The following is a 24726-nucleotide window of genomic DNA, read 5'->3' as shown; positions in this document are numbered from 1 at the left end:
TTTTCCTATGGGTTCATGGGTTATCGATTGATTTAAGTCGGGCTATTCTATCAGAATCCGCCGTAGAAGTTTGCACAATAACGCCGTAGAACAAAAAAATCGCCTAAAAAGTCAGTGGAAAATTTGATTAGTGCTGCTTGGTTAGCGTGGTTTTCCCTTATAATGTGCCGTATTTTTCATTGAACGGCTTGATGTCCTCGCGCCATGGTTTGGAAGAGGCGCGCCACATTGCCCTCTTCAATTTGCCGCCCTAAAGTGCGGTCGTTTTTTCGATTATTTTTATGGAATAACAATGACAATTTCAATCCAACAACAAATTGACGATCTCAGAAAAAACCTGCGTTATCACGAATATCAATATCATGTGTTAGACGATCCGCAGATTCCCGACAGCGAGTACGATCGCCTTTTTCATCAGCTCAAAGCTTTAGAACAACAACATCCCGAACTGATCACCGCCGATTCGCCGACCCAACGCGTAGGCGCGCGGCCTTTGTCAGAATTTGCGCAAATTAAACATGAACTTCCGATGCTCTCATTGGATAATGCCTTTTCTGATGAGGAATTTCTGGCGTTCGTGAAACGTATTCAAGATCGTTTAGGACTTGTGCCAGAACCATTGACATTTTGTTGCGAACCTAAATTGGACGGATTGGCGGTCAGTATTTTGTATGTGAATGGTGTGCTGACCCAAGCAGCAACGCGCGGCGATGGCACAACAGGTGAAGACATCACACAAAACATTCGAACCATTCGCAACATTCCGTTGCAGCTACTCACGGATAATCCGCCAGCACGCTTAGAAGTGCGTGGTGAGGTGTTTATGCCGCACGAGGGGTTCGAGCGCCTAAATGAACGCGCCTTGGAACAAGGAGAAAAAACCTTTGCTAACCCGCGTAATGCGGCAGCAGGTTCCTTACGCCAATTGGATCCGAAAATCACTAGCCAACGTCCATTAATGCTTAATGCGTACAGCATTGGCATTGCCGAAGGCGTAGATTTGCCGCCAACACACTATGAACGCCTACAATGGTTGAAATCCGTCGGTGTGCCGGTAAATAGCGAGATCCGTTTATGTAATGGCGTTGAAAACGTTTTAAATTTCTACCGCACTATGATGGAAAAACGCAGTGCCTTGGGTTATGACATTGACGGCACGGTATTAAAAGTCAATGACATTGAATTGCAACAAAGACTGGGCTTTATTTCCAAAGCACCACGTTGGGCAATTGCTTACAAGTTCCCTGCCCAAGAAGAACTCACCGTATTAAATGACGTGGAATTCCAAGTCGGTCGAACCGGTGCCATCACGCCTGTGGCTAAACTACAACCGGTATTCGTTGCCGGTGTAACAGTAAGTAACGCAACCTTACATAACGGCGACGAGATCGAGCGTCTCAACATTGCTATCGGCGATACGGTGATTATTCGTCGCGCCGGCGATGTGATTCCACAAATTATTGGCATCGTACACGATCGCCGCCCGGCCAACGCGCGCCAAATTGTCTTTCCAACGCACTGTCCTGTATGCGATTCCTTAATCGTACGCATTGAAGGCGAAGCGGTGGCACGTTGCACCGGCGGGTTATTCTGCGCGGCACAACGCAAAGAAGCGCTAAAACATTTCGTCTCACGCAAAGCCATGGACATTGACGGTGTAGGTGCCAAACTGATTGAGCAACTGGTGGATCGCGAATTGGTTCATACCCCGGCAGATTTGTTCAAGTTGGATTTAACCACGCTCACCCGCTTAGAACGTATGGGGCCAAAATCGGCTGAAAATGCGTTAGCCAGCTTAGAAAAAGCCAAACACACGACCCTCGCCCGTTTTATCTTTGCGTTGGGTATTCGTGATGTGGGTGAAGCCACGGCATTAAATCTGGCAAACCATTTCAAAACCTTAGAAGCCTTACAAAATGCCGATTTAGAACAGCTGCAACAAGTGCCTGATGTGGGCGAAGTCGTGGCAAATCGCATTTTTGTATTCTGGCGTGAAGAACATAATGTTGCGGTGGTGAATGACCTCATCGCCCAGGGCGTACATTGGGAAACTGTTGAAGTACAGGAAGTGAAAGAAAATCCGTTCAAAGACAAAACCGTGGTACTCACCGGCACCCTTTCCCAAATGGGACGCAACGATGCCAAAGCGCTATTACAACAACTCGGCGCCAAAGTCAGTGGCAGTGTTTCGGTAAAAACCGACTATGTTATCGCCGGTGAAGCGGCAGGTTCCAAACTCAGCAAAGCAGCAGAATTAGGCGTGCAGGTGTTGAGTGAGGAGGAGTTTCTAGCATGGATTGGTGCATAGGTAAGCGAATGCAAAACGACCGACTTTTAATCAGAAGTCGGTCGTTTATGCAATAACATGAAGAAAATGAAATCATGCCAAAGGCATTATTTAACGGATTTTTGCACCGCACTTTTGCGATATGCCCAAAGCATAATGGCAATGCCCCCCACAATCATAGGTACGCAAAGTAACTGCCCGCGCGTGATCACATTGAGGAAAAGTTCTACATCCGGTTCGCGCACATATTCAACGATAAAACGGAAAAAACCGTAGCCGATAAGGAATAACCCAGCCACAGAACCTGTCGGACGTGGTTTGCGAATAAACCCATTGAGAATCAAGAATAACACTAAACCTTCCAACACAGCTTCATATAACTGAGACGGATGGCGCGGCAAGAGCAGCGGATCCGTTGGGAAAATCATCGCCCAAGGCACATCAGTTTGACGCCCCCATAATTCAAGGTTAATGAAATTACCAATACGCCCCATACCTAGCCCGAACGGAATTAAGGGTGCCATAAAATCAGCCGTTGCCCAAAAGCGGCGTTTTTGAATTTTAGAGGTGATAATCATGGCGATAATCACACCGATTAAACCGCCATGGAAAGACATTCCCCCTTCCCAAACGCGGAATAAATACAGCGGATCCTGTAAAAAACGATCAAGATTATAAAAGAAAACATCGCCGATTCGTCCGCCGAAGAAAATCCCCATAAAGCTGTTAAATAGCAAAGAGTCCACTTGATCTACCGTCCAACCGCTGTTTGGCTGTTTGGCACGACGTACGCCAAGCCAGCGGGCGAAAATAAAACCAAGTAAATACATTAAACCGTACCAGCGCAGGCCAATTGGACCAAATTCAAAAATCGCCGGGTCGAAATGGGGTAAAACCAAATAGTCTGAATTCATAACGTTCCTTATTTCAATAACATATTAATCGCCACCACAATTAAGAAGGCGGCAAATCCTTTCTTCAAGGTCGACACCGGTAATCGGTTGGTCATATTGGCACCGAGTTTGGAGGTAAAAAATGAGGTGACGGTAATGCCTAACACGGCAGGAAGGTACACAAAACCGAGGGAATAATTCGGCATACCCGGTGTTCCCCAACCGCTCAGCATAAAGCTTAACATACCGGCGATGCCCATTAACATGCCACAAAATGCGGAGGTGCCGATGGCTTTTTTAATGTCCACATTGCGTGAATTTAAAAACGGCACGATAAATCCGCCACCGCCGATACCGGCAACGCTTGATATCATACCGATTAAAGCACCACCGATAATTGAGGATAACGGCGTGATTTTTTTATTCGGATCGAGATTTTTCGGTTTAATGGACAGAATCATCTTAATCGCCAAATAGGTGACTAAGCAGGCAAATAACTTACCGGAAATTTCAGGTGGCAATTTACTGATGTATTGCCCGGAAATAAATGCGCTAATCATTAACGCGGGTGCAAAATATTTCAACGTTGACCAAACCACATTACCAAGTTTATGGTGTCGTTGTGCGGAAGAAAACGCGGTAACCACGATGGTGGCAAAAGATGTGCCAAGTGCGGTGGACATGAGCAATGAATCCGGCACGCCCACAATTGGTAGTAAATATACCATCATCGGCACAATCACCATACCACCGCCAATACCAAAAAGCCCTGACAAGAAGCCGGCAACACAACCGGCAAGCAAGCAAAAGAAAAAGAAGGTTAACATACTTATCCTCTATATTTATGCGGCGCACGTTTGGATGGTTTGGAATAATGTTGCTTGTGAGAAGAGAAAGCAGGTTTCTTATCGCCGAATGTTGCGGTTTCAGTTTGCGACAAAGTTTTACTGTTTTCCTCAAATAACACCGCCGCAAACTCTTTCATGGCTTTACGATAAACCTCTTTTTTAAAAGACACCACTTGACGCACCGGATACCAAAAACTCACCCAACGCCACCCGTCAAATTCGGGCGTTTTACTGCACTGCATATTGATATTCTTGGTATCAGTCACCAACTGCAATAAAAACCAACGTTGTTTCTGTCCGATGCACATGGGCTTGGAATCGTGACGCAATAAACGCTTCGGTAATTTATAACGTAACCACTGTTTAGAGGCGTATAGCACACGCACATCTTTAGGCGTTAGCCCGACTTCTTCAAATAATTCCCGAAACATCGCCTGTTCAGGCGTTTCGTTATCATTAATGCCCCCTTGCGGAAATTGCCAAGAGTTCTGTCCATATCTTTTCGCCCACAGCACTTGCCCTTTGTTATTACAAATCACAATGCCTACATTCGGACGGTAGCCATCGAAATCGATCACTATCGTATCCCTTAAATTGTTCTATTTTTCACGCTAAATAACAGCGAATTGTTTCATAAACTGCCACACAGTACAACTTTATTCTGTATTTTTATGTTGCGCTGATACGGCATCGTTGTGAGCTCGATTGAATGAATCATCTTAGTGCACAATTAGAGAGTCAAATTGATGAGTTGAAAAAGCTTCAACAAGCTGTGATTGCCTATGAGCAAGCACAAAGGCAACAGCTTTATGCCGGGAAGATTACCGATCTCAAGGCATTTGGAAAAATGTTAAATGATAAACGGAAATCACTTGGTATTGAGCTAAGTATGTTGGAGTTACAAACCGGCGTGTCTATTTCTACGCTAAATCGCCTATTTCAAGATCCAAGTCAAATTCGATTTACCACCGTTTTTCTTGTTGCTCAAACATTGGGAGTTTCGCTATGCGCAATTTAGTCCGCTCGTGAGGGGGAAAATATTGGATTAAGTAAGAATGTGATTATTCAAAAATTCATTCCTGAAATTACACAAGAAAGAGAGAAGGTCGAGCGGATTTATTCGCAATCATTTATGCCACAGTCACATATCGATTGTGTCTTGAAAAATTATCGTAAACGTTTAGCGTTACTTAACGTATTAAATGAGCCTGAATTATAGCATTTAAAGTCAATTTTGATCGCACTTTGAGTGGGAGAATAAAGGCACATTTTAGAAACCAAATGTGCCTTATTGTGATTGGATTAGAATGTGATGTTAAGGTTTGTCCAGAAACGACGACCATCTTCTACCGTCCAGCTTCCGCCGTTGGTATCTACGCGTTCACCAATTTCATTACCAATATTTAATACCGCAAAGTTAAGGGAGACATTTGGATTAACCTTATAGGTTGTGCCTAAATCCACCGTGGTATATCCGCCGCGGGTACGGTAGGCATTTCGGTTGTCCCCATTACGCGGATTTGCCCAAATTTGTTTGCCTTTATAAGCCACGCGAGTATAGGCGCTTAAGCGATCATTTACGATCCAATTTAGTTTTCCGCTAGCGGAATGCTTAGGTGTGTTATCCAATGGCAATCCTCTTAAACTTACGCCCGAAGCTGAAATGTCTTCATCCGATTTACGTTTTGAATGCTGGTATGTATAAGACAAATCTACGTTCCAGTGTTCGTCAAACGGAATATGGGAACTCACTTCAACCCCCTTAATATTGGCGCGACCAACATTGCTATATTTATAAAGTTTAGCACCAGTAATAGGATCCGGATTGCCGGTGTAATGGCTGGTCAGTTTGTTTTTAAACTCTGTATTAAACAAGGTTACTGTGGCATTGGCACCGCTATCGTGATTGTAAACAACACTCACCTCTTCATTGACGCTGGTTTCCGGTTTTAAGTTTGGATTACCGTAAATGACACCGGCGCCCGCTTCTGTCGCAGTAACATAGCTTTCGCTCAATTCACGAATACTTGGTGCACGGAAAGCTTTCGCGATCCCCCCTTTTACACTGAAGTTATCATCAATATGGTAAACCGCATAGGCTCTTGGGTTCCAATGCGTACCAAACTTCTGGTGATGATCCAAGCGTGTTCCTAGGGTTAATAGGAATTTATCGGTGAAATTAATTTCATCTTCAAGGAAAAATGCATACTGGTGAACGTTATTTTTCGTATTTTTATAAATAGGCACTGAGCGTGTTTGCGTTTTTCCATTCACTGTTCTTGTCATTCGATTGACTTTGGTAACGGAATCATCTTCCAATTTGGCATTTTGATGCTGACCACCAAATACGAAGAAATGGTTTGCCACAGGTAACATGAATTTCGCATCAAATACGGTGTTTGTGATTTCCGGTTTACGAGAATCTACCACGCCATTTGTGCTTACTTCACGTTTGGCTTTTTCTTGATATAAACTCAATTCGGAACTCATCACATCCCAATCGGCTTGATGGGTTAAAGACCAGTGATTTCTGATGGCGTGCGTAGCTCCCGGTTGATTGTGTGCAATACTGGCACCACGTGTTGTGGTTAACGCTAAGGATTTTCCCGGTGTTTCCTGTTTTTCGAGTAAGTGGCGACCACCTTCTAAGATAAAGGTTTGTTTATCAGTTGGTGTAAAGGAAAGTTTAGCATTGATATTTCGGTTTTTATTACGATTAGAACCGCCGATGATATTATCTTCAGGGTGATAGTCTGCTCCGCCGTAAACTTGCAGCCCTAGCTTATCTTGAACTAATGGACCTGAAACAAAGAAATTACCATGATGCCCGTTACCAAAAGTGCTTTTATCATGTGCGGTAAAGCCGACAGAGGCAGATCCTGTCCATTCTTTGGTAACATTTTTAGTAATAATGTTGACAACGCCGCCCATGGCATCAGAACCATATAGAGAGGACATCGGCCCACGCACCACTTCAATGCGCTCAATTGCATTTACCGGCGGGATAAATGCACCTTCAAAACCGCCGTTACCATTTGGGCGGGATTCACGGGTATTTTGACGACGACCATCAACCATGATTAATGTGTAATCAGCGGGTAAACCACGGATAGAAATATCTGATTTATTCACATTACTCCCGCTGACATTTACGCCCGGAATATCTTGTAACGCCTCTTCTAAACGATTGGATGGGTGTTGTTTAAGCTGTTCTTGATTCACAATGCTGATGCTGGCAGGTGCATCTTTTAAATCTTGAGAAGTACCGGCGGCGGTGACAACGATAGGTGCTAATGCCTCAGTATTTGTTTCCTCTGCGAATGTTTGGGTCGAGAAAACAGAAAAAAGAGCTAAACTAATAGGAGAAAGTTTAATGCATGATTTCATAAAGGTCCTTTTTAATATTAAGAATGATTCTTTTTCATGATACAGAAAAATCTTGACCTTTTGAAGTGCGCGATATTTCGGTTGAATTATTTTTTTGATGAAGTATTATTTGCGCCCTGCAATTTTTGCAGAATCACATATTCACTGGGTTCCCTAACCCCAATTTAAACTAAAAAGGTAACACAAAATGACACAGGCATTTTCGATCTTCAACGATCGCCAAAAACGTCGAGCGCTTGTTCTGCTCAGTTTCTTTCATATTTTTATCATTGCTGCCAGCAACTACTTAGTCCAAATTCCTTTTGAAATTCATGTGCCATTAACCCTGTTTGGTGCACAGGAAGATTTCATGTTTCACAGCACATGGGGATCACTCACGTTCCCGTTTATCTTCTTAGCAACCGATTTGACCGTGCGGGTATTTGGTGCAAAAGAAGCGCGTTGGATTATTTTTATTGTCATGATTCCTGCGTTAATTATCAGTTATTTAGTTTCTACACTCTTTTCAGAAAGCCAATATCAAGGATTTTCTGCGTTAAGTGAATTTAACGTCTTCGTCTTTCGTATTGCGGTAGCCAGTTTCTGTGCTTATGTCTTTGGGCAGTTGCTGGATGTTGTGGTCTTTAACCGACTCCGTCAACTGAAAACGTGGTGGATTGCACCGACTAGCTCTATGGTATTTGGCTCAATGGCAGATACCTATTTGTTCTTCGCGATAGCTTTTTATGCCAGTAGCGATCCGTTTATGGCGGAACACTGGGTCGAAATCGGTTTTGTCGATTATTTATTCAAACTCTTTATTGGTGTTCTATTGTTCGTACCGGCCTATGGCATTGTTCTCAATATGATTTTACGCAAAATGCAATCATTGATGGATGCAATGGGTAGCAATGAGGATGCGCTTAATACAAAAAAGACCATATCTTGCGCCTCTGATCAGTGCTAATTACTTTGCCGAGCGATGTTCTTGTATTGCCATCTCTTGTTTTGCAGTGGGAACTTTTTATAGCTAACTGAGGAATTAGTTGTTATAATTTCGCGCCTTATCAACAAGATTCCTTATTTTACGTTATTACGATGGATTAAATTTATGGCATTAGACATAGAAAAAAAGAAACATACGCCTGAGGCTCCTGAAGAAAAGTCTAAAGGATTAAATACTTTTTTATGGTTGTTGACAGTTGTGATCATTGCTGCAACAGCTCTCGGTAATATTTATTTCGAGGATCAATATTCCACGCCGATCCGTGTTGTTGCTGTTGTTGTATTGCTACTGATTGCTTTAGGGATAGCGGCAATGACTAACCAAGGACGAAAAGCACTTGGTTTCTTCCAAGATGCTCGCACTGAATTACGTCGCATTGTTTGGCCAAGCCGCCCGGAAGCAACGCAAACCACTTTCATTGTTGTGGGTGTAACTGTGTTTGTGTCTTTAATTCTCTGGGGCTTAGATTCAATTATCGTGAGTATCATTACCTTCTTAACTGACTGGAGATTCTAAAATGACCGAAACCGCAAGTAAAAAACGTTGGTATGTGTTACAGGCCTTCTCTGGTTTTGAAGCGCGTGTTGCGACCACATTGCGTGAATATATCAAACTTCACAATATGGAAGATCAATTCGGTGAAGTGTTAGTGCCGACAGAAGAAGTCGTGGAAAATGTGGCAGGTAAACGTCGCAAAAGTGAACGTAAATATTTCCCGGGTTATGTGTTAGTACAAATGGAAATGAACGATGATACTTGGCACTTGGTGCGTAGCGTGCCACGTGTGATGGGTTTCATTGGTGGTACACCGGATAAACCGGCACCAATTAGCAATCGCGAAGCGGATATTATTCTAAATCGCTTAGAGCAAAATAGCGATAAACCAAAACCAAGAACGACTTTCCAACCGGGCGAGGAAGTCCGCGTCACTGAAGGACCATTTATGGATTTCAACGGTACAGTCGAAGAAATCGACTACGAAAAAGGCCGCTTGAAAGTCTCTGTATCTATCTTTGGCCGTGCGACACCGGTTGAGCTTGAATTTGGTCAAGTGGAAAAGAATAGCTAGTTAAAAATGTTCAAAAATTTGACCGCACTTTAAATCAACTAGGATAAAGTGCGGTGACTTTCTCAAGTATTTTACTTGAAAAACCGGTTGCCTTTGATTAGAATGCAACCCTTTTTATCAACAGGGGAGCTAGTAATAGCGTTATCACCCATTTAGAGGAAACTAAAATGGCAAAAAAAGTCCAAGCCTACGTTAAGTTGCAAGTTGCAGCGGGTATGGCAAACCCATCACCACCAGTTGGTCCGGCATTAGGTCAACAAGGTGTGAACATTATGGAATTCTGTAAAGCATTCAACGCGCGTACTGAGAGCTTAGAAAAAGGTTTACCAATTCCGGTTGTTATTACTGTCTATGCAGACCGTTCATTTACGTTCGTTACAAAAACCCCACCGGCAGCAGTTTTATTGAAAAAAGCAGCAGGTATCAAATCTGGTTCTGGTAAACCAAATAAAGATAAAGTGGGTAAAGTCACTTTAGATCAAGTTCGTCAAATCGCTGAAACGAAAGCAGCAGATATGACTGGTGCGACGATCGAAACCAAAATGAAATCAATTGCTGGTACTGCTCGCTCAATGGGCTTAGTGGTGGAGGAATAATACGATGGCTAAATTGACTAAAAAAATGAAAGCAATCAAAGCTGGCGTAGATTCTACTAAAGCATATGAAATCAACGAAGCAATCGCGTTATTAAAACAATTCGCAACAGCCAAGTTCGTTGAAAGTGTTGATGTTGCAGTAAACTTAGGTATTGATCCTCGTAAATCTGACCAAAACGTTCGTGGTGCAACTGTGTTACCACATGGTACAGGTCGTGAAGTTCGCGTGGCTGTATTCACCCAAGGTGCGAACGCAGAAGCAGCTAAAGCAGCGGGCGCTGATTTAGTCGGTATGGAAGACTTAGCAGAGCAAGTTAAAAAAGGCGAAATGAACTTTGACGTTGTAATCGCTTCTCCTGATGCAATGCGTGTTGTTGGTCAATTAGGTCAAGTATTAGGCCCACGTGGTTTAATGCCAAACCCGAAAGTGGGTACTGTGACACCAAACGTTGCTGATGCTGTTAAAAATGCGAAATCCGGTCAGGTTCGTTACCGTAATGATAAAAACGGTATCATTCACACCACTATCGGTAAAGCAAACTTCTCTGAAGCACAATTAAAAGAAAACCTTCAAGCGTTGTTAGCCGCTTTAACTAAAGCAAAACCTGCAACTTCTAAAGGTATCTTCATTAAGAAAGTCAGTCTTTCTACGACAATGGGTGCTGGTGTAGCTATCGATCAAGTTTCACTGTAATTCATCAAAGTACAATGAAATATGACCGCACTTTTATGAGTGCGGTTATTTTTTCTGGTGTTTATCATTGTTGAGTGGTGATTTTTTGTCATCGAGCATTTACAAACGATATTTCGACCGTTATAATCTTTGACCTTTTTAGACCGTAGTTTATTTGCGGTTTAGTATTTCTGGTTGGTGCTTGACCTCATTCAAGCCCCGTCCAAGACCGTAGGGGAGCAATCTTAATTATCCTACGTAGATGGTGAACAGAATAAGAATTTTCTTGCTTCTGTGCACCGAATTCGTCCTAATAGTCGTTTTATTAGGTATTTAAATTCCGAGCAATCGGAGTGTATTCAGGAGCTAAAAGCCAATGGCATTAAATCTTCAAGACAAACAAGCAATTGTTGCCGAAGTAAATGAAGCAGCCAAAGGTGCCCTTTCTGCTGTGATCGCGGATTCCCGTGGTGTTACAGTAGACAAAATGACCGAATTGCGTAAATCTGCACGCGAAGCCGGTGTTTCTATGCGCGTTGTTCGTAATACTTTATTACGTCGTGCGGTAGAAGGCACTGAATTCGAATGTTTGAAAGACACATTTACCGGTCCAACACTTATCGCATTCTCTACTGAACATCCAGGTGCTGCAGCACGTTTGTTCAAAGAATTTGCAAAAGCAAACGATAAGTTTGAACTTAAAGGTGCAGCCTTTGAAGGTAAGATCCAAGATGTTGAATTCTTAGCAACATTACCGACTTACGACGAAGCAATTGCACGTTTAATGGGCACAATGAAAGAAGCTGCGGCAGGCAAACTTGTTCGCACTTTTGCGGCATTACGCGACAAATTACAAGAAGCGGCTTAATCAAGCGTTTCTTCATCCAATTAACTTTATTTACTTTAGGAATTGATTGTTATGTCATTAACTAACGAACAAATCATTGAAGCGATTGCTTCTAAATCTGTAACTGAAATCGTTGAATTAATCACAGCGATGGAAGAAAAATTCGGTGTTTCCGCAGCGGCAGCAGTAGCAGCAGCGCCAGCAGGTGGTGCAGCAGCAGCGGCAGAAGAAAAAACTGAATTCGACGTAGTTCTTGCTGAAGCGGGTGCTAACAAAGTAGCAGTAATCAAAGCAGTACGTGGTGCAACCGGTTTAGGCTTAAAAGAAGCTAAAGACTTAGTTGAATCTGCACCGGCTGTATTGAAAGAAGGCATCGCTAAAGCAGAAGCAGAAGCACTTAAGAAAGAATTAGAAGAAGCTGGCGCGAAAGTAGAAATCAAATAATTTTGATTTTATTTTGTCCTGTTTCTCAGGCTAAATGGCTGGTGGGTGACCATCAGCCATTTTGTGCTATCAAAAACAGAAGTAAATTTGCCGTTTAATTACTTTTGTTTCCTCAGATTAAATTCAGCATTTTAATTTGAGTCACCCACTCAAGAAGTAAGGTTCATAGTGCGGTCATCTAAAACGGTATCTAATATGTTATCACCAATTTTTGCCCAAATTATTGTGTGTTGATTGTGGGTCACTGAACAGCAAACAGAGGAACCCTATGGTTTACTCCTATACCGAGAAAAAACGAATTCGTAAAGACTTCGGCAAACGTCCGCAAGTTTTAAATATTCCTTATTTATTAACAATCCAGCTTGATTCTTTTGAGAAATTTATTCAACGAGATCCGGATGGTCAGCAAGGCTTAGAGGCCGCTTTCCGTTCAGTATTCCCTATTGTCAGTACCAATGGAAATACCGAATTACAATATGTTAGCTATCAATTAGGCGAGCCGGTATTTGATGTGCGTGAATGTCAAATCCGTGGCACCACCTATGCAGCACCATTACGCGTGAAATTACGCTTAGTAAGTTATGACAAAGACGCTGCACCGGGTACGATCAAAGATATTAAAGAACAAGAAGTTTACATGGGGGAAATCCCCTTAATGACCGATAACGGTACTTTTGTGATTAACGGTACCGAGCGTGTTATCGTGTCTCAATTACACCGTAGTCCGGGTGTATTCTTTGATAGTGACAAAGGTAAAACGCACTCTTCAGGTAAAGTGCTATATAACGCACGTATTATTCCTTACCGTGGTTCATGGTTGGATTTTGAGTTTGATCCAAAAGATAACTTATATGCGCGTATTGACCGTCGTCGTAAATTACCGGCAACCATTATCTTGCGTGCGTTAGGTTACACCACTGAACAAATCCTAGATCTTTTCTTTGATAAAGTTGTCTTCGAAATTAAAGATAATAAATTGCTGATGAATCTAATGCCTGAACGTTTACGTGGTGAAACGGCAGCATTTGATATTGAAGCTAATGGCAAAGTGTATGTTGAACGTGGTCGTCGCATCACTGCACGTCATATTAAAGCTTTAGAAAAAGACAACATCACACAAGTTGAAGTGCCGACTGAATATATTGTTGGCAAAGTTGCAGCAAAAGATTATGTGGATCTTGAAACCGGTGAATTGGTTTGCCCTGCCAATATGGAGCTTTCCCTTGAGTTATTGGCTAAATTGGCACAAGCCGGTTATACACAAATTGAGACTTTGTTTACGAATGATCTTGATTATGGTCCGTATATTTCTGAAACCTTACGTGTTGACCCTTCTTATGATCGTTTGAGTGCGCTAGTCGAAATCTATCGCATGATGCGTCCGGGCGAGCCACCGACAAAAGAAGCGGCTGAAGCGTTATTTGAGAATTTATTCTTCTCTTCCGACCGTTATGATTTATCTGCGGTAGGTCGTATGAAATTCAATCGCTCTTTAGGCATTGAAGAAACTACCGGTAGTGGCACATTAAGTAACGAAGATATCGTTAATGTCATGAAGAAATTGATCGAAATTCGTAACGGTCGTGGTGAAGTGGATGATATCGACCACTTGGGTAACCGTCGTATTCGTTCAGTGGGTGAAATGGCAGAGAACCAATTCCGTATCGGTTTAGTGCGTGTTGAACGCGCGGTGAAAGAGCGCTTGTCTTTAGGTGATCTGGAAGCGGTTACACCACAAGATTTAATTAATGCGAAACCGATTTCTGCTGCAGTGAAAGAATTCTTTGGTTCATCTCAATTATCTCAATTTATGGACCAAAACAACCCGTTATCAGAAGTTACACACAAACGTCGTATTTCTGCATTGGGTCCGGGCGGTTTAACTCGTGAACGTGCCGGTTTTGAGGTGCGTGACGTACATGCAACTCACTATGGTCGTGTGTGTCCGATTGAAACCCCTGAAGGTCCGAACATCGGTTTGATTAACTCGCTTTCTGTTTATGCACGTACCAACGACTACGGTTTCTTAGAAACACCATATCGTAAAGTCGTCAATGGCCAAGTGACTGAAGAAATTGAATACCTTTCTGCGATTGAAGAAGGTAAATACGTTATCGCACAGGCGAACTCAAATCTTGATGAAGAGTTCCGTTTCACCGATGCGTTTGTTACCTGTCGTGGTGAACATGGTGAATCAGGTCTTTATAAACCTGAAGAAATTCACTATATGGACGTTTCTACCCAACAAGTGGTTTCTGTGGCGGCAGCTTTGATTCCATTCTTAGAGCATGACGATGCGAACCGTGCCTTGATGGGTGCGAACATGCAACGTCAAGCAGTACCAACATTACGCGCAGACAAACCATTGGTCGGTACTGGTATTGAGAAAGCGGTAGCGCTTGACTCCGGTGTTGCGGTTGTTGCAAAACGCGGTGGTACGATTCAATACGTGGACGCTTCCCGTATCGTGGTGAAAGTCAATGAAGACGAAACCGTTGCGGGCGAAGCCGGTATTGATATTTATAACTTAATCAAATATACCCGTTCTAACCAAAACACCTGTATTAACCAAATTCCTTGTGTGGAATTAGGTGAGCCGGTTGAGCGTGGTGAAATTTTGGCGGATGGTCCTTCTACCGATTTAGGTGAGTTAGCACTCGGTCAAAATATTCGCGTGGCGTTCATGCCGTGGAACGGTTATAACTTCGAAGACTCCATGTTAGTTTCCGAACGTGTGGTACAACAAGATCGTTTCACTACTATTCACATTCAAGAGCTTTCTTGTGTGGCGCGTGATACCAAATTAGGTGTGGAAGAAATTACCGCAGATATTCCTAACGTCGGTGAAGCTGCATTAAGCAAATTGGACGAATCCGGTATCGTGTATATCGGTGCAGAAGTGAAGGGCGGCGATATTCTGGTCGGTAAAGTGACACCAAAAGGTGAAACCCAATTAACCCCGGAAGAAAAATTATTACGCGCGATCTTCGGTGAAAAAGCGTCTGATGTGAAAGACTCTTCTTTACGCGTACCAAACAGCGTTTCCGGTACCGTTATCGACGTACAAGTGTTTACCCGCGATGGCGTAGAAAAAGACAAACGTGCGTTAGAAATCGAAGAAATGCAGTTAAAACAAGCGAAAAAAGACTTGAGCGAAGAGTTTGAGATCTTGGAAGCCGGCTTGTTTATGCGTGTCCGCAACCTATTGTTATCCGGTGGTTTCGATGCGAAATCCTTAGATAAATTAGACCGCACTAAATGGTTGGAACAAACCTTAGATAACGAGGAAAAACAACACCAATTAGAGCAATTAGCGGAACAACACGAAGAATTACGCAAAGAATTTGAACGTAAATTAGAAGTTCAACGCAACAAGATTATCCAAGGCGACGATTTGGCACCGGGCGTGTTAAAAGTCGTTAAAGTGTACTTGGCAGTGAAACGTCAAATTCAACCGGGTGATAAAATGGCGGGTCGTCACGGTAATAAAGGGGTTATCTCAAAAATTAACCCTGTGGAAGACATGCCATACGATGAAAACGGTCAACCTGTTGAAATCGTATTGAACCCGCTGGGCGTTCCGTCCCGTATGAATATCGGTCAAATCTTAGAAACTCACTTAGGTTTGGCGGCAAAAGGTATCGGTGATCAAATTAACGCGATGATTAAACAACAACAATCTATCGCGAAATTGCGTGAATACATGCAAAAAGCCTATGACCTTGGCGGCGGTTCACAAAAAGTGGATCTCAGCACCTTTACTGACGAAGAAGTGATGCGTTTAGCGCAAAACTTGCGTAAAGGCTTGCCGATTGCGACACCGGTATTCGACGGTGCCCATGAAAAAGAAATTAAAGGCTTATTAGAGCTTGGTGGTTTACCGACTTCCGGTCAAATTACCCTTTATGATGGTCGTACAGGTGAGAAATTCGAGCGTCCGGTAACAGTAGGTTACATGTATATGCTCAAATTGAACCACTTGGTTGATGACAAAATGCACGCGCGTTCAACCGGTTCTTATAGTCTTGTTACTCAACAACCGTTGGGTGGTAAGGCGCAATTCGGTGGTCAACGTTTCGGTGAGATGGAGGTATGGGCACTTGAAGCTTATGGTGCGGCTTATACCTTACAAGAAATGTTAACTGTGAAATCCGATGATGTGAACGGTCGTACGAAGATGTATAAAAACATCGTCAGCGGCAACCAACAAATGGATCCGGGCACACCGGAATCTTTCAACGTAATCATGAAAGAAATCCGTTCACTTGGTATCAACATCGACTTGGACGAAGAATAAGTCAGGGTATTGACCCCTATTGAGCCCAAGTGCGGTCGATTTTAAAAACGTTTTGAAAAACGACCGCACTTGAATAAGTTTAACTCCGACAGGAGCAAATCTGTGAAAGACTTAGTTAAGTTTTTAAAAGCACAATCAAAAACCGCTGAAGATTTTGATGTGATTAAAATCGGTTTAGCCTCACCTGACATGATCCGTTCTTGGTCATACGGTGAAGTTAAAAAACCTGAAACAATCAACTATCGTACCTTTAAACCGGAACGTGACGGTCTTTTCTGTGCCCGTATTTTCGGACCGGTAAAAGATTACGAATGTTTGTGCGGTAAGTACAAACGCTTAAAACACCGCGGTGTGATTTGTGAAAAATGTGGCGTTGAAGTCACCCAAACCAAAGTTCGTCGTGAACGTATGGGGCATATCGAATTGGCTTCACCGGTAGCGCACATTTGGTTCTTAAAATCCCTGCCGTCCCGTATCGGTTTATTGTTAGACATGCCGTTGCGTGATATTGAACGCGTGCTTTATTTTGAATCTTACATTGTGATCGAACCGGGTATGACCGATCTTGAGCGAGGTCAGTTGTTAACCGAAGAACAATATCTTGATGCCGAAGACCGTTGGCAAGATGAATTCGAAGCCAAAATGGGGGCGGAAGCTATTCAAGCCTTATTGCGCGGTATCGATTTGGAAGCGGAATGCGAAAATTTACGCGAAGAATTACAAGAAACCAATTCCGAAACCAAACGTAAGAAAATCACTAAACGCTTAAAATTATTAGAAGCCTTCTTACAATCCGGCAACAAACCGGAATGGATGGTGATGACCGTATTACCGGTACTTCCACCGGATTTACGTCCGTTAGTGCCGTTAGATGGCGGTCGTTTTGCGACTTCCGACTTGAATGATTTATATCGTCGTGTCATCAACCGTAACAACCGTTTAAAACGTCTATTAGATTTAATCGCACCGGATATTATCGTGCGTAACGAAAAACGGATGTTACAAGAATCTGTTGATGCGTTGTTAGATAACGGTCGTCGCGGTCGTGCAATTACAGGTTCTAACCGTCGTCCGTTAAAATCATTGGCGGATATGATCAAAGGTAAACAAGGGCGTTTCCGTCAAAACTTGTTGGGTAAACGTGTTGACTACTCTGGTCGTTCTGTAATTACCGTAGGTCCATACTTGCACTTACATCAATGCGGTTTGCCGAAGAAAATGGCATTGGAATTATTCCGTCCGTTTATCTATGCAAAATTAGAAAGCCGTGGTTATGCAACCACGATTAAAGCCGCGAAGAAAATGGTGGAGCGTGAAGACGCGATTGTTTGGGATATCTTGGCTGAAGTTATCCGCGAACACCCAATTTTGTTAAACCGTGCGCCAACATTGCACCGTTTGGGTATTCAAGCCTTTGAACCGATCTTAATCGAAGGTAAAGCGATTCAGTTACATCCACTTGTTTGTGCGGCGTTTAATGCGGACTTCGACGGTGACCAAATGGCGGTACACGTACCGTTAACGTTGGAAGCGCAATTAGAAGCGCGTGCGTTAATGATGTCCACCAACAACATTCTTTCTCCGGCAAACGGCGATCCGATTATCGTTCCATCACAAGACGTGGTGTTGGGTCTTTACTACATGACCCGTGAAAAAGTGAACGGTAAAGGTGAAGGCATGTTATTGCAAGACCCACGCGAAGCAGAAAAAGCCTATCGTACCGGTCAAGCAGAATTACATTCTCGTGTGAAAGTTCGTATTACCGAGTATGTGAAAAACGAAGCCGGTGAGTTTGAATCAAAAACCACATTAACAGATACGACTATCGGTCGTGCCATTTTATGGATGATCGCGCCGAAAGGAATGCCGTTTAGCTTGTTTAACCAAACCCTTGGCAAAAAGGCGATTTCTAAGTTAATTAACGAAAGCTATCGTCGTTTAGGCTTGAAAGCCAGTGTGATGTTTGCTGACCAAATCATGTACACCGGTTTTGCTTATGCGGCACGTTCCGGTTCTTCCGTTGGTATTGACGATATGGTGATTCCGGCGAAGAAATACGAAATTATTTCTGCCGCGGAAGAAGAAGTGGCTGAAATTCAGGAACAATTCCAATCCGGTCTTGTGACTGCAGGCGAACGCTATAACAAAGTGATCGATATTTGGGCGGCAGCCAACGAACGTGTTGCTAAAGCCATGATGGAAAACCTTTCTACGGAAGAAGTCATTAACCGTGAAGGTAAACCGGAAAAACAAGCGTCCTTCAACAGCATTTTTATGATGGCGGATTCCGGTGCGCGTGGTTCTGCAGCACAGATTCGTCAGTTAGCGGGTATGCGTGGCTTGATGGCACGTCCGGACGGTTCCATTATCGAAACGCCAATTACCGCGAACTTCCGTGAAGGTTTGAACGTTTTACAATACTTTATTTCTACCCACGGTGCGCGTAAAGGTTTGGCGGATACTGCGTTGAAAACAGCGAACTCCGGTTACTTAACCCGTCGTTTGGTTGACGTCGCACAAGACCTCGTTATCGTAGAAGATGACTGTGGTACACACGAAGGTATCGTGATGACCCCGTTAATTGAGGGGGGCGATGAAAAAGTGCCTCTACGCGAACAAGTTTTAGGTCGTGTTGCGGCAGAAGACATCTTAAAACCAGGTACAGAAGAAGTATTAATTCCACGCAATACCTTATTAGATGAAAAATTGTGTGACGTATTAGACGAAAATTCTGTGGACAGCGTGAAGGTACGTTCTGTTGTAACCTGTAATACCGACTTTGGTGTGTGTGCGAAATGTTACGGTCGTGATTTAGCGCGCGGTCACTTGATTAACCAAGGTGAAGCCGTGGGCGTTATTGCGGCACAATCTATCGGTGAGCCGGGTACACAGTTAACCATGCGTACGTTCCACATTGGTGGTGCGGCATCTGCAGCAGCCAAAGAGTCTAGCGTACAAGTGAAAAACAACGGTACATTGCGTTTAGCCAATGCGAAATTCGTTACAAATAACGAAGGTAAATTGGTGCTAACCTCTCGTAATACCGAATTAACCGTTGTGGATACCTTCGGTCGTACCAAAGAGCACTATAAAGTGCCTTACGGTGCGATTCTAAACAAAGGCGATCACCAAGAGGTGAATGCCGGTGAAACTATCGCCAACTGGGATCCGCATACTATGCCGGTTATCTCTGAAGTGAGCGGTTTTGTAAAATTCGTAGATATCGTGGATGGTTTAACTGTTACCCGTCAAACCGACGAATTAACCGGTCTTTCTTCTATCGTGGTGCAAGACGTGGGTGAGCGTGCAACAGCAGGTAAAGACTTGCGTCCGGCAATCAAACTGGTAGATGACAAAGGCAACGATGTTGTTGTTCCGGGTACTGACGTAGTGGCGCAATACTTCTTACCAAGTAAAGCTATCGTGACCTTAGATGACGGCGCAGAAGTGCATATCGGTGATCCGTTAGCGCGTATTCCGCAAGAATCCGTGGGAACGAAAGATATTACCGGTGGTCTTCCACGCGTGGCAGACTTGTTTGAAGCGCGTAAGCCGAAAGAGCCTGCGATTTTGGCGGAAATCTCCGGTATCGTGTCCTTCGGTAAAGAAACCAAAGGTAAACGCCGCTTGTTGATTACTCCGGCAGAAGGTGAAGTGTACGAAGAAATGATTCCAAAATGGCGTCAATTGAACGTATTCGAAGGTGAAATGGTTGAACGCGGTGATTTAATCTCCGATGGTGCGGAAACACCACATGACATCTTACGTTTACGCGGTGTACACGCGGTAACCGAATATATCGTGAATGAAGTCCAAGAAGTTTACCGCTTACAAGGGGTAAAAATTAACGATAAACACATCGAAGTGATCGTACGCCAAATGTTGCGTAAAGCGATTGTTACCAAAGCTTACGACTCCGAATTCCTTGAAGGGGAACAAGTGGAAGTGGCACGCGTGAAAATCGTTAACCGTAAACGTGAAGCGGAAGGCAAACCGCCGGTGGAATTTGAACGCGAATTATTGGGTATTACCAAAGCGTCCTTGGCCACCGAGTCCTTCATCTCTGCGGCCTCCTTCCAAGAAACCACTCGTGTGTTAACGGAAGCTGCAGTGGCAGGTAAACGCGATGAATTACGCGGCTTGAAAGAAAACGTCATCGTAGGTCGTTTGATCCCGGCGGGTACCGGTTTTGCGTATCACCAAAATCGTCATAAAAACGCGTCAGTTATCGCAGATGAAGAGGTGCCGGTAAGACTATCGGCGATGGATGAAGAAGAGATCGCTTCTGAATTCGTCATGACCTCTGAGGATGCCGAGGCCAGTTTAGCTGAAATGTTAAATATGGTAGAAGAAGACGATCACGCAGAATAATATTTCTGCAAGAAGAAACCCGAGCTAAGTCTCGGGTTTTTTTATGGGGATCATTCGCTAAATGAACAAATACCTTTTATAATGACCGCACTTTTTTCTTCTCGGAACCACAAAGTGCGGTAGAAAATGGACGTATTTTCTGCGTATTGCAACAGGTGTTAAAAATGAAACTAATTGAGCCTGACAAACAGGGCTTTTGGCTCTTTACGCAAGCGTCATCGATTCATTGGGTGGATGGCAAACTTCCTTTTGGTCGTGCTGATGAGTTAGGATTAACCGGACTTCACGCCATGCGTATTGGCGAGTGGGCAGGACAACCACTGTATTTGGTGGAATCCCAAACGGATGATGGGCGTGCGTATTTTTCCTTGCGTGATCAGCTATCATTGCCGTTGGAACAATTTAATTTGCTCAGCCGTGGTGTGGAGCTCAATCATTTTTACCAAACGCATCAATTTTGCGGCAAGTGCGGTGGAAAAACGGAACAAATGTCGGATGAATGGGCAGTACAATGCCAAGCTTGCGGCTTTCGGACTTATCCTGTCATTTGCCCATCAATTATTGTTGCCGTTCGGCGTGGTTCACAAATTTTGTTAGCCAATCATAGTCGCCATAAAGGCGGTATGTACACAACGCTGGCAGGCTTTGTGGAAGTGGGGGAAACCTTTGAGGAAGCCGTGCGGCGAGAAGTTTACGAAGAAACCCATATTCATGTGCAAAATTTGCGCTACTTTGGTAGCCAACCTTGGGCATTTCCCAATTCGCAAATGGTCGGGTTTTTAGCCGATTACGCCGGCGGTGAGATTCAAATTCAGCCGGAAGAAATTCATGACGCGCAATGGTTTGCTTATGACCAGCCGTTGCCTGAGCTGCCACCCCATGGCACGATTGCGCGCAAACTTATTGAAGCGACACTGGCATTGTGTCAACAACATCATAATAACGAGAGATTTTATGACCACATTAAAAAATGACCGCTATTTAAGAGCCCTTTTACGTCAACCTGTGGATATGACGCCGATTTGGATGATGCGCCAAGCCGGGCGGTATTTGCCGGAATACAAAGCCACTCGTGCGCAAGCCGGTGATTTTATGTCCTTGTGTCGCAATGCAGATTTAGCCTGTGAAGTGACATTACAACCGTTGCGCCGTTATGCATTAGATGCGGCAATTTTATTTTCCGATATTTTAACGATTCCCGATGCCATGGGGCTTGGCTTAAGTTTTGGCGCCGGTGAAGGGCCGAAATTTGAACGGGTTATTGACAGCAAAAGTGCGGTGGAAAATTTACCTATTCCGGATCCGGAGCAGGAGCTGCAATATGTGATGAATGCGGTGCGCACGATTCGCCGTGAACTCAATGGTGAAGTGCCTCTTATCGGCTTTTCCGGGAGTCCGTGGACATTGGCTACTTACATGGTGGAAGGCGGTTCTTCTAAAGCCTTTACGAAAATTAAAAAAATGCTGTATAGCGAACCGCACTTATTACACGCCTTGTTAGATAAACTGGCAGACAGTGTAATTCTTTACTTAAATGCGCAAATTAAAGCCGGTGCGCAGGCGGTTATGGTGTTTGATACGTGGGGCGGCGTGTTGGCGCATCGTGAGTATCCGGAGTTTTCTTTGCGTTATATGCACAAAATCGTGGACGGTTTGATTCGTGAACATGAAGGACGCCGTGTGCCGGTTACCTTATTTACCAAAGGTGGCGGATTGTGGTTAGAAGCCATGGCTGACACAGGCTGTGATGCCGTGGGATTAGATTGGACGGTGGATATTGCGGAGGCACGTCGTCGCGTTGGGCATAAAGTGGCATTGCAAGGCAACATGGATCCGAGTGTACTCTATGCGCCAGCCGGTCGAATTGAAGAGGAAGTGCGGTCGATTTTGGCGGCGTTTGGTGAAGGGAGCGGCCATGTATTTAACCTTGGGCATGGCATTCATCAGGACGTGCCGGAAGAAAGCCCGAAAGTGTTGGTGGATGCGGTACACCAGCTATCCAAGCCTTATCATCTCTAAAGTGCGGTAAAAATAATATGCGAAATCCGATTCATAAACGTTTAGAAAATCTCGCCACTTGGCAGCATTTAACTTTTATGGCGTGCCTATGCGAACGAATGTATCCCAACTACCATTTATTCTGCCAAATCATAGAACAGCCACAAAACGCTAAGGTGTATCACAATATTTTGAATTTAGTGTGGGAATATTTAACGGTTAAAGAGGTCAACATTAATTTTGAAAATCAGTTAGAAAAACTGGAAAACATTATTCCGGATGTGAATGACTATGATTTTTACGGTGTTGTGCCGGCATTAGATGCTTGTGAAGGGCTAGCGGAAGTGTTGCATACCATCATTGCCGGCGCGTCATTGGAGCAAGCGGTGAAAGTAAGTCAACTGTCATTGGGAACGGTGGCGAGTTATTTAGAAACGGAATATGATCGCACCTTATCCGAGGTGGAACTGAAGGAATCGGATTTAATCCAGCAAGAATTAGATGTGCAATGGCAACTGTATCGCGCATTAAAAGAGGCGAAAAGGCATGATGTTGAACTGATTTCTGATTTAAAAAATGCGTTGCGTGAAGAGGCGGTTTCGAATATTTGTATAAAAATAGAACAGTAATGTGATATTTTCCACAAAAATCATAATTCATGCTTTGCTTTCGGTGCAACTTAGATTAAGCTTTGCCTGCACTGATTATAGTGAGCTCAGTTTATTGAATGAGTAATGATAATATTATTTATTTCACCACTGTAAATTTAAAAAAATAGAAGGTACTAATCTATGAACAAAACAGATTTAATTGATGCTATTGCAAGCGCAGCCGAATTAAATAAAAAACAAGCTAAAGCTGCTTTAGAAGCAACTTTAGATGCAATCACTGAAAGCTTAAAAAAAGGTGATGCCGTACAATTAATCGGTTTCGGCACATTTAAAATCAATGAGCGTAAAGCGCGTACCGGTCGTAACCCACAAACCGGTGCAGAAATTAAAATTGCGGCTTCTAAAGTGCCAGCATTCGTTTCTGGTAAAGCATTAAAAGATGCTGTTAAATAATTAGTTCTGATATTTAATCTTCAAACCCTGTTTATGATAAACAGGGTTTTTTGTTACCTATCTTTTTATTTACATCCTTTCTAAATCGCTATAAACTTTCGAACCGAAATTTAACTGGAACTATTTGGGTTTGGAAATGACTAAACGACACATTCAGCCTCGCAATACCCAACAACGTCGTCACGGCATCATGCAATTATTGCTGGAACGCGGAGAGGTGAGCGTTGATCAGCTTGTTCAGCTGTTTGATACTTCGGAAGTCACGATTCGTAAAGACTTAACGGTGTTAGAGAACAATGGTTTCTTAGTGCGTCGCTACGGTGGCGCGATCTTAATGCCGCAAGAACTCATTGAGGACGAACAGGAAGATTTTCTTTCGGAACGAAAGTTGGCCATTGCTAAACGGGCAGCTGAACGTATTTTAGATCACAACCGTATTATTATTGATAGTGGCACCACCACGGCGGCGTTGATTAAACAGTTGAACAACAAGCAAGGATTGGTGGTGATGACCAATTCTATGTATGTGGCGAATGAACTGCGTTCCCTAGAAAATGAACCCACCTTATTAATGACGGGGGGAACATGGGATAAAGCTTCAGAGTCTTTTCAAGGTAAAGTAGCGGAGCAAGTATTGCGTTCTTATAACTTTGACCAGCTGTTTATCGGTGCTGATGGAATTGATTTTGATCGGGGAACGACCACATTCAACGAATTGGTTGGCTTAAGCCAAGTGATGGCCGATGTGGCGCGCGAAGTGATTGTGATGGTGGAATCTCAAAAGATTGGGCGAAAGATGCCTAACGTTGAATTGGTGTGGCAGCAAATTGATGTATTGATTACCGATAATTTGTTGTCAGAAGACAGTAAAAAACGCATTGAAGCCCATGGCGTAGACGTCATTTGCGCTTAAAAGTGCGGTTATTTTAAATAATATTTTTTTAGCTTATTTCAGGAGAGCAAAAAG

The 24726-nt window shown here is 43.5% G+C and carries 20 protein-coding genes and 1 pseudogene; 17 read left to right on the top strand and 4 right to left on the bottom strand.

Translation table 11 applies throughout. From position 1 onward, the window contains the following. Positions 1 to 292: 292 nt before the first annotated feature. The gene (ligA, locus tag J5X96_RS00925) at positions 293 to 2308 is read left to right on the top strand and encodes an NAD-dependent DNA ligase LigA (protein ID WP_209363712.1); all 2016 of its coding nucleotides are present in this window, start codon (positions 293 to 295) and stop codon (positions 2306 to 2308) included. A gap of 86 nt (positions 2309 to 2394) precedes the next feature. Here ligA and lgt read toward each other — a convergent pair whose 3' ends face one another. From lgt to rppH, 3 genes are read right to left on the bottom strand one after another with little or no spacing between them, the layout of a single operon-like run. Continuing rightward, the gene (gene lgt, locus J5X96_RS00920) at positions 2395 to 3201 is read right to left on the bottom strand and encodes a prolipoprotein diacylglyceryl transferase (RefSeq protein ID WP_021616074.1); all 807 of its coding nucleotides are present in this window, start codon (positions 3199 to 3201) and stop codon (positions 2395 to 2397) included. Positions 3202 to 3209: 8 nt separating this feature from the next. Further along, positions 3210 to 4007, bottom strand: coding sequence for a sulfite exporter TauE/SafE family protein (locus J5X96_RS00915; RefSeq protein ID WP_209363710.1), 798 nt, complete (start codon positions 4005 to 4007; stop codon positions 3210 to 3212). 2 nt (positions 4008 to 4009) lie between these two features. Then, positions 4010 to 4606 carry an RNA pyrophosphohydrolase gene (gene rppH / locus J5X96_RS00910; protein WP_209363708.1) on the bottom strand — a complete coding sequence of 199 codons (597 nt, stop codon included), beginning with the start codon at positions 4604 to 4606 and terminating at the stop codon, positions 4010 to 4012. 131 nt (positions 4607 to 4737) lie between these two features. Between rppH and J5X96_RS00905 the strand changes: the two genes are divergently transcribed. After that, the gene (locus J5X96_RS00905) at positions 4738 to 5046 is read left to right on the top strand and encodes a helix-turn-helix transcriptional regulator (protein ID WP_209363706.1); all 309 of its coding nucleotides are present in this window, start codon (positions 4738 to 4740) and stop codon (positions 5044 to 5046) included. 12 nt (positions 5047 to 5058) lie between these two features. Further along, positions 5059 to 5247: pseudogene (locus tag J5X96_RS00900) on the top strand (type II toxin-antitoxin system HipA family toxin); the annotation flags it as partial. A gap of 83 nt (positions 5248 to 5330) precedes the next feature. On the opposite strand, the gene J5X96_RS00895 reads toward J5X96_RS00900, so the two are convergent. Further along, positions 5331 to 7415, bottom strand: coding sequence for a TonB-dependent receptor domain-containing protein (locus J5X96_RS00895; RefSeq protein ID WP_209363704.1), 2085 nt, complete (start codon positions 7413 to 7415; stop codon positions 5331 to 5333). 187 nt (positions 7416 to 7602) lie between these two features. Here J5X96_RS00895 and J5X96_RS00890 point away from each other — a divergent pair, with 187 nt between their 5' ends. The 14 genes from J5X96_RS00890 (at position 7603) to J5X96_RS00825 (ending at position 24672) form a co-directional block, all read left to right on the top strand. Beyond that, complete coding sequence (locus J5X96_RS00890) at positions 7603 to 8361, top strand: 7-cyano-7-deazaguanine/7-aminomethyl-7-deazaguanine transporter (protein ID WP_245193470.1); 759 nt, start codon at positions 7603 to 7605, stop codon at positions 8359 to 8361. Between the two features lie 144 nt (positions 8362 to 8505). Continuing rightward, positions 8506 to 8916 (top strand): preprotein translocase subunit SecE, encoded by a 411-nt coding sequence (gene secE / locus J5X96_RS00885; RefSeq protein ID WP_209363702.1) that lies wholly within the window; start codon positions 8506 to 8508, stop codon positions 8914 to 8916. A 1-nt stretch (position 8917) separates the two neighbouring features. Beyond that, a complete protein-coding gene (gene nusG, locus J5X96_RS00880; protein ID WP_209363700.1) occupies positions 8918 to 9469 on the top strand; it encodes a transcription termination/antitermination protein NusG in 552 nt (183 codons plus the stop codon). 167 nt (positions 9470 to 9636) lie between these two features. After that, complete coding sequence (gene rplK, locus J5X96_RS00875; RefSeq protein WP_005630840.1) at positions 9637 to 10065, top strand: 50S ribosomal protein L11; 429 nt, start codon at positions 9637 to 9639, stop codon at positions 10063 to 10065. 4 nt (positions 10066 to 10069) lie between these two features. Continuing rightward, a complete protein-coding gene (gene rplA, locus J5X96_RS00870) occupies positions 10070 to 10759 on the top strand; it encodes a 50S ribosomal protein L1 (RefSeq protein ID WP_209363699.1) in 690 nt (229 codons plus the stop codon). Between the two features lie 355 nt (positions 10760 to 11114). Then, positions 11115 to 11606 (top strand): 50S ribosomal protein L10, encoded by a 492-nt coding sequence (rplJ, locus tag J5X96_RS00865; protein ID WP_005703558.1) that lies wholly within the window; start codon positions 11115 to 11117, stop codon positions 11604 to 11606. Positions 11607 to 11657: 51 nt separating this feature from the next. After that, the gene (rplL, locus tag J5X96_RS00860; RefSeq protein WP_005702046.1) at positions 11658 to 12029 is read left to right on the top strand and encodes a 50S ribosomal protein L7/L12; all 372 of its coding nucleotides are present in this window, start codon (positions 11658 to 11660) and stop codon (positions 12027 to 12029) included. A 268-nt stretch (positions 12030 to 12297) separates the two neighbouring features. Then, entirely contained in the window at positions 12298 to 16326 is a 4029-nt protein-coding gene (gene rpoB, locus J5X96_RS00855) for a DNA-directed RNA polymerase subunit beta (RefSeq protein ID WP_209363697.1), read from the top strand. A 102-nt stretch (positions 16327 to 16428) separates the two neighbouring features. Next, positions 16429 to 20697 carry a DNA-directed RNA polymerase subunit beta' gene (gene rpoC, locus J5X96_RS00850; RefSeq protein ID WP_209363695.1) on the top strand — a complete coding sequence of 1423 codons (4269 nt, stop codon included), beginning with the start codon at positions 16429 to 16431 and terminating at the stop codon, positions 20695 to 20697. 164 nt (positions 20698 to 20861) lie between these two features. After that, complete coding sequence (nudC, locus tag J5X96_RS00845) at positions 20862 to 21671, top strand: NAD(+) diphosphatase (protein ID WP_209363693.1); 810 nt, start codon at positions 20862 to 20864, stop codon at positions 21669 to 21671. After that, the gene (gene hemE / locus J5X96_RS00840) at positions 21652 to 22716 is read left to right on the top strand and encodes a uroporphyrinogen decarboxylase (protein WP_209363692.1); all 1065 of its coding nucleotides are present in this window, start codon (positions 21652 to 21654) and stop codon (positions 22714 to 22716) included. The genes nudC and hemE overlap by 20 nt, the downstream gene beginning before the upstream one ends. A gap of 17 nt (positions 22717 to 22733) precedes the next feature. After that, positions 22734 to 23324 (top strand): YjaG family protein, encoded by a 591-nt coding sequence (locus J5X96_RS00835; RefSeq protein WP_209363690.1) that lies wholly within the window; start codon positions 22734 to 22736, stop codon positions 23322 to 23324. A 162-nt stretch (positions 23325 to 23486) separates the two neighbouring features. Beyond that, positions 23487 to 23759 (top strand): HU family DNA-binding protein, encoded by a 273-nt coding sequence (locus tag J5X96_RS00830; protein ID WP_209363688.1) that lies wholly within the window; start codon positions 23487 to 23489, stop codon positions 23757 to 23759. 136 nt (positions 23760 to 23895) lie between these two features. Then, positions 23896 to 24672, top strand: coding sequence for a DeoR/GlpR family DNA-binding transcription regulator (locus tag J5X96_RS00825; RefSeq protein ID WP_033002526.1), 777 nt, complete (start codon positions 23896 to 23898; stop codon positions 24670 to 24672). Positions 24673 to 24726: the final 54 nt, after the last annotated feature.

The organism is Aggregatibacter sp. 2125159857 (assembly GCF_017798005.1).
In the GTDB taxonomy this organism is placed as follows: domain Bacteria; phylum Pseudomonadota; class Gammaproteobacteria; order Enterobacterales; family Pasteurellaceae; genus Aggregatibacter.
Note: the sequence above shows the minus strand (reverse complement) of the source record. Positions and strands in the feature narration are given on the sequence as shown.